This window comes from Wolbachia endosymbiont of Drosophila bocki (assembly GCF_028982005.1).
GTDB classification, from domain to species: domain Bacteria; phylum Pseudomonadota; class Alphaproteobacteria; order Rickettsiales; family Anaplasmataceae; genus Wolbachia; species Wolbachia pipientis.
In genome coordinates this window covers 1-6,028 of record NZ_JAPQLG010000142.1, presented here as the reverse complement: position 1 = coordinate 6,028, position 6,028 = coordinate 1, and the positions used below count along the sequence as shown (strand labels likewise).

4 protein-coding genes and 1 pseudogene are annotated in these 6,028 nt (G+C 34.8%); all 5 read left to right on the top strand.

All coding sequences use genetic code 11. The features are described from left to right. Positions 1 to 239 precede the first annotated feature (239 nt). Positions 240 to 1,112 carry an ATP synthase F1 subunit gamma gene (gene atpG / locus OZD61_RS03165; RefSeq protein ID WP_274979819.1) on the top strand — a complete coding sequence of 291 codons (873 nt, stop codon included), beginning with the start codon at positions 240 to 242 and terminating at the stop codon, positions 1,110 to 1,112. Positions 1,113 to 1,130: 18 nt separating this feature from the next. Then, positions 1,131 to 2,465, top strand: a complete 1,335-nt coding sequence (locus OZD61_RS03160) for a TldD/PmbA family protein (RefSeq protein WP_274979818.1) — start codon at positions 1,131 to 1,133, stop codon at positions 2,463 to 2,465. A 174-nt stretch (positions 2,466 to 2,639) separates the two neighbouring features. Continuing rightward, a complete protein-coding gene (locus OZD61_RS03155; RefSeq protein ID WP_064124857.1) occupies positions 2,640 to 2,891 on the top strand; it encodes a cold-shock protein in 252 nt (83 codons plus the stop codon). Between the two features lie 35 nt (positions 2,892 to 2,926). Next, positions 2,927 to 4,153 carry a DEAD/DEAH box helicase gene (locus OZD61_RS03150; protein ID WP_458695283.1) on the top strand — a complete coding sequence of 409 codons (1,227 nt, stop codon included), beginning with the start codon at positions 2,927 to 2,929 and terminating at the stop codon, positions 4,151 to 4,153. A 204-nt stretch (positions 4,154 to 4,357) separates the two neighbouring features. Further along, positions 4,358 to 5,964 (top strand): annotated as a pseudogene (locus OZD61_RS03145) (AAA family ATPase); the annotation flags it as partial. Positions 5,965 to 6,028: the final 64 nt, after the last annotated feature.

The window sequence follows — 6,028 nt, the reverse complement described above, 5'->3', positions numbered from 1 at the left end:
ATCTGGCTATGAGTAAAGTTATGTTAAGTAGGGAATATGCTTGATTTACTGGTTTGTGGACAACCTCTTAGGCTACTTTCACATTGATATTGCTGAAGTTAGAGCACTTTCTTAATATAATCCTTATCTCCAAACAATAAACCTGCAAGTTTCTTAGCTAGACTTGGTCTTAATGTCAAAAAAACTTGCTTTTAGACACTAACAGTTATATATTTTGATAAATCAGGGTTGTATACAAAATGAAGAGCTTAAAGGAATTATCCTTAAGAATTAAGAATATTAAATCTGTACAGAAAACCACGAAAATAATGCAAATGGTTTCTGCAGCAAAGTTGTTACAAAGCCAAAAGAAGTTATTAAATTCAAAATTATATGTATCTAAGCTGCATAACATTATTTCTTCATTAATGCTATCAGTTGATCAAGAATTACTAGCAAAAATTCTAAATGTCAGTAACGACGGTTCTTACCTAGTATTCATTGTTGCGTCTGATCGTGGCTTGTGCGGCAACTTTAACTCTTCTATTGTCAAATTTAGTCAAGAGCGTGTAAATAAGTCAATCGCAAATGGCAAAAAAGTAGATATTGTATTTCTTGGTAAAAAAGCTTTTGATGTAGGTAAAAATAGACTTGACTCTCAAAGTATCTTAAAAATTGAAAATAGTAAGGGAATCACGTTAAAGCACGTAGAAGCTTTGGTTGATGGTATAGATTTAAGTAAATACGATAAAGTTAAAGTTTTTTATAGTAAATTCTATAATACCTTCACGCAAAAACCAATGTTGGAAACAATAAAACCATGGAGTAAAGACTCATCCTTGATTGATAGCTCTCTGGCTGGTCCAACAACAGATTACGGCTATGAGTATGAACCACAAAATATTGAATTTATTTTAAAATCTTTGGTTCAAGATTACGTTGTAATTGCTCTTTACTCTGCTTTACTTGAAAGTGCAACGAGTGAGAATAGTGCTAGAATGGTTGCTATGGAATCAGCAAACAGAAACACTAAAGAGATACTGAACAAATTAGCATTGCTTTATAATCGTTCTCGTCAAGCAGCGATTACGACTGATTTAATTGAAGTTATAGGTGGTGCAGAATCTTTATAGAAATCTAAGGAATAGAAAATGAATATATTAAATATTGCAGCAGATATTACTAAACTAATAAAAAAGCAAAATCAAGATGCGGAAGTTACAATACATGAAACTAATAAGACTTCAGTTTCTCAGCGTCTATCAAAAATTGAGCAAATATCACAATCTAAAAATTGCACTGTAGGAATCAGAGCTATAGCAGGTAAAAACAAAGCTGCGTATATTTCTACAAACGATTTGAATAATCTGAGTGATACAGTAAGCCAAGTGGTAGAAATGGCAAAGAATGCGCCAGAAGATCCTTGCATTAATTTTGCTGTAAATGGTAGTAATTATATCTCTTCTGCAGATTTAAGTATCTCAGATAATAATGTTGTAACCGTTGATAACCTAAAAGAAATTGCTGAAGCTGCAGAAAATTCAGCCCTTGCACATAAGAGTATCACTAATTCTGAAGGAGCCTCTTCTTCATACGCTTTAGTGAATACAGTATTATCGACTGTTTCTGGTTTTATTGGCTCGTTTAGTAAATCAACCTTTGCTAATCAGGTCTCTGTTGTTGCTGGAAGAGAAAGTGAAATGAAGGTTGGTTACGATTATGATATAGCATGTAATTTTAGTGATTTAAAGTTGCCAGAGTTAATGGGAAAAGAAGCAGCAAAAAGAGCAGTTGATCAATTGAATTCACGTACAATGAAAACTGGTAAATTTCCAGTTATTTTTGAAAAAAGAGCAGCAAAAGGGCTAGTAAAAAGTTTTGCTTCTGCTATAAATGGGAGCAGTATTATAAGCAACAGTTCTTTCTTGAGGGGTAGTTTAAACGCTCAGATTTTCAACGATAGAATTAATATTATCGATGATCCATTGTTGCCAAGAGGCATAGCATCGAGGCCATTTGATGGAGAAGGGATAACTAGCAAGAAAAATATATTTGTAAAAAACGGAATATTACAAAATTGGATTTTAGACTTATACTCGGCTAGAAAATTAGACTCAGAAACAACCGGAAGTGCAACTCGTGCAAGTAATGCTGCAGTTATTCCTGCAGCTAGTAACCTCTACATTGAGAATGGTAATGTATCGTTTGAAGAATTAATTCAGAAAGTGAAAGAGGGAATATATGTAACTGATTTATTTGGTTTTGGTGTTAATTTAATCAATGGCGATTACAGCCAAGGCGCTTCCGGATTTTTTATAGAAAATGGAAAAATAATGTATCCAATACATGAAATTATCATTGCTAGCAATTTGAAGGATATGTTTAGCAATTTAGTCGTTGCAGATGATCTAACTTTTTGTGGGCAATTTAATTCACCAACGATTAAAGTTAGCGAAATGACGGTTGCAGGTTCGCTTAACGATTAAAAATTTTATTTGCATTAAGTACAACAATTGTGTATTATTGTCATGTAATGTTAAGAATAGACTATGGAGTATAAAGGTTTAGTTTCAATAGCTAAGCTTAAAGCATTCCCAATCGTAATTTTAAAGTTTTTCATCACATTAGTAATGTTAATTAATAATTTAGGAGTTGTTTAAATGGAATTTGGTAATGTAAAATGGTTTAATGCCGAAAAAGGCTATGGTTTCATCAAGCCAGAAGGTAAAGGGGGTGACGTTTTTGTACATATTAGCACGTTGGAACGTTCAGGAATAAGGCCTGAGACACTTAAAGGAGAGAATAAAGAGAAGGGGATAAAAGGAGAAAGGGTGAGTTATGAGGTTAAAGAGGAGCGCGGTAGAAACGGAGAAGATAAAAAATCTGCAATAAATTTAAGATTGGAAGATTAATCTATTATGAAGTCTTTTAACAGGATTAACGTATTGTGAATAATTTTCATGGGATGGGTCTCCCAGCTTTGCTTACACAAGCTCTAGATAAAAATAATCTTTTCGTCCCAACTCCGATTCAAATACAAGCGATTCCCTTAGCGCTACAAGGTAAAGATATTCTTGGGTCTGCTCAAACGGGAACTGGAAAAACTTTGGCATTTGCTATTCCGTTGGTTGCTAAGTTGCTGAATGAGCCTAACACTGGTTCAGCTTTAGTCATCGTGCCAACCAGGGAGCTTGCGCATCAGGTAACAAATGAGATAAGAAAACTCTTATTTCAAAATTCTGCACTAAGGGTCGCTTTATTGATTGGTGGTGAGCCTATTTTTAGGCAGCTAAATCAGCTTCAGAAAAAACCACAAATTGTAATAGGTACTCCTGGTCGTATTATAGACCATATTGAGCGTAAAACTTTGATTACTCGCAATGTTAGCGTTCTTGTGCTTGATGAAACGGATCGTATGTTTGATATGGGTTTTGGAATTCAAATTGAAGGGATCATGAAATATCTGCCAAAAATACGGCAGACTCTTATGTTTTCTGCAACTCTTCCTAGTGATATAGTTGAACTTACTGAGAAGTACCTTAATCGACCAGAACGTATTTCTGTTGATTGTGAGGCTACAACTTCTGTAAAAATTAAGCAAGAAGTTGTTTATGCATCAGAATCAGAAAAATATGGGAAGCTTGTTATACAACTATGTCAGCGCGAAGGGTCAATCATTATCTTTGTCAAAACAAAGCAAGGAGCGGATCAGCTAGCTAGCAGATTGCATAAAGATGACTATAGCGCTTTAGCAATTCATGGTGATTTAAGGCAGCACAAGCGCGAAAGGGTCATTAATTCTTTTCGTCGTGGCCGTAATCAAATCATGGTTGCAACAGATGTTGCTTCTCGCGGCCTTGATATTCCCCACATTCGACATGTTATCAATTATGATGCACCACAGTCGCAAGCTGACTATATTCATCGTATAGGTAGAACTGCACGTGCTGGAGCTGAAGGGCATGCGCTATCTTTTGTTACACCTCAAGATAAGAGAAGACTGCCTGCGCTGGCAGACAAAGAAGGAGAGCCAAATTTTGATTGTAGTGTGCAATTTAAAAAACGTAACAGCAAAAAGGTCTTTAAAAGGCCAAGTACGCTAAAGACTAAATACGGTAGAAAAAAGATCAATGCATTTCAGAAGAAAAGCAGAGTACTAGAAAAAGCGTATTAAATAGAATTTACCTACAACTTGATAAGCGTAAAACTCGTCATTCCGCTACTCATTAGCGGAATCTATGTTGAGATATCGCGGTGCTATGACGTAGATCCAGAGTGGGGATTCAAATTAGCTACAGCGAACTGCTGGATTTCAATTTTTTTAATAATTGTGTGCTATTCATTATATATGAGTTCCCACTTTTAAAGAGAATAGGAGATGATTTCCAAAAACTTAGAGGCAAGTTTGAATAGAGCACTATTCATTGCTTCTAATTTTAATCTAAAATATGCGAAAGTAGAACATTTATTGCTGGCGTTAACTAAAGACGTGGACGTAAATTACGTTTTATCAAGATGTAATATCAGAGCCGATGAAATCATCAATATGGATAACATTCTATCAAGATGCAATATTAAGGCTAATGATTATAATAATAATATAAAAGGGTTTTTACAAAGCAGTTCTGTATTGATTATCAGTGGAGTTAAACCTAGCTCAATGTTTCAATGCATAATACACAGAGCAATAATACGGGCTCATAGCTTGGGGAAAAAAGAAATAAATGGAGCAAGTGTTCTAGTAGAGATTTTGTCTGGGCAAGATTTATACGTTGAAGATCTATTACAGAAACAAAGTGCGAAAGATTCCAATTTGATTTACCATATATCTAATATGAAATACTCTAACGATATAGATGAATACACCACCAATCATAAAGTAAAACTTGATAAAAATAATGACGCTCCTACTACAGTAAATAAAGGTGAGCTACTAAAAGATGAGGAAATTCTACAAAGTTATTGTAAAAATTTAAATGACTATGCAAGAAGCAAAAAAATAGATTATGTTATTGGTCGTGATTATGAATTAAATCGCACTATAGAAATATTATTGAGGCGTAGAAAAAACAACCCTTTATATGTTGGAGACCCAGGTGTTGGCAAAACAACAATAGTTGAGGGTTTGGTATTGAAGATCATTGAAGGCAGTGTTCCGAGTGCACTCAGGTCCAGTATAATTTATGCTTTGGATTTAGGATCACTCCTTGCAGGGACACGCTACAGAGGTGATTTTGAAGAGAGAATAAAATCTATAATAAAAGCGATTGAGGTAAAACCAGGTGCTATCCTTTTCATTGACGAAATACACACTATCATTGGAGCAGGTTCTACAAGTGGTAGCCTTCTTGATGCAGGTAACCTACTCAAACCTGCGCTTGCAAGAGGTACACTGCGTTGTATAGGTGCACCACATATAGAGAATACAGCGCTAGTTTTGAAAAAGATAAAGCACTAGCGAGAAGGTTTCAAAAAATTAATGTTAAAGAATCTTCTGTTAATGAAACGATAAAGATACTAGATGGTATAAAGCACTACTATGAAGGGTATCATGGAGTATATTATACAAAGAATGCCATTAGGTCTGCGGCTGAACTTTCGCATAAGTATATTACTGGGCGAATATTACCTGATAAAGCGGTTGATGTTATTGGTGAGGCAGGGGCATATTGTAAATTGCTAAGAAACAGGGGTAAAATTGTAAATAGTAGAGATATTAAGAATACCATTACTAGAATTATAAATGTGCCTTGCGGATCTGAATCTGATGATTTGCAGAAAGTAAAGTCTTTAAAAGCTAATCTAGAGAAGGTGATTTTTGGCCAAGAGCAGGCAATAGAATCTCTTGTTAATTCTATTAAAATTGCTAAATCTGGGTTGAGAAATTACAATAAGCCTTTAGCAAATTATCTTTTTGCAGGGCCAACCGGTGTTGGTAAAACCGAGCTAGCAAAACAATTAGCAGAAAGCATGGGCATGAATCTTAGAACCTGTTAAGGATCTCGAAAATATGAGGTAAAATAAGCATAGTTAAGAAAGAGGTATATCT

Excerpts from the sequence above, each read along its gene's own strand:
- atpG (WP_274979819.1), top strand. The coding sequence starts at position 240 with ATGAAGAGCTTAAAGGAATTATCCTTAAGAATTAAGAATATTAAATCT.
- OZD61_RS03160 (WP_274979818.1), top strand. The coding sequence starts at position 1,131 with ATGAATATATTAAATATTGCAGCAGATATTACTAAACTAATAAAAAAG.
- OZD61_RS03155 (WP_064124857.1), top strand. The coding sequence starts at position 2,640 with ATGGAATTTGGTAATGTAAAATGGTTTAATGCCGAAAAAGGCTATGGT.